Here is a 647-nt window from a genome sequence, read left to right as displayed (position 1 = left end):
CTCCTCGGCCGGCACGGCGACGAACTCGACCGCGCCGTCGAGGTCGTCCACGACGCCGCTTCCGACGAGGCCAAAGGCGGTCCCCACGAGGTTTGCGAGTTGGGCGTTGTGGCCGCAGGCGTGGACCGCGCCGGTCTCGGGGTCCGCCATCGGGTGGTCCGGGTTGACGAGCGCGTCGAGTTCGCCGAGGACGGCCGCGACGAAGTCGCCCGACCCCGCTCGGGCGCGAGCGCCGGTAATCGCCAGCTCCGTCTCCACGTCGAGGTCGAGGTCTTCGAACAGCGAGACGACCTTCTCGGTCGTCTTCACCTCCTTGTAGCCGAGTTCCGGTTCGGCCTGCACGTCCTTCGCGAAGTCGATAATCTCGTCCGCGCGGTCGTCAATAGCGTCGCAGACGCGGGCTTTGAGGGCCGCGACGCGGTCGTCGGTCATCGCGTCTCACCCCGGCGCGGACGGCGGGCGGTCGTGAGGCGCGACATCAGATAATCCCCTGTGCGGACAGCACGGCCTGCGAGATGAGCGCCGAGCCGAAGAACGTGCCGAAGAAGACGAACACGGCCACGAGGACGAGCTTCCAGCTGACCTCCTTCATCTTCCCGGTCTGGAGGCCGATAGAGAGGCCCGCGTAGGCGAGAATCGGCGTCGTC

Annotated in this window: 1 pseudogene; it reads right to left on the bottom strand. The window is 68.2% G+C overall.

The annotated features are described in order from the left end of the window. Positions 1-432: pseudogene (locus tag DVK06_RS16870) on the bottom strand (amidohydrolase); the annotation flags it as partial. Between the last annotated feature and the right edge of the window lie 215 nt (positions 433-647).

It is taken from the genome of Halorubrum sp. Atlit-28R, from assembly GCF_003665955.1.
Classification (GTDB): Archaea; Halobacteriota; Halobacteria; order Halobacteriales; family Haloferacaceae; genus Halorubrum; species Halorubrum tropicale.
The sequence above is the reverse complement of the archived record's forward strand: the minus strand, read 5'-3'. Positions and strand labels throughout refer to the sequence as shown.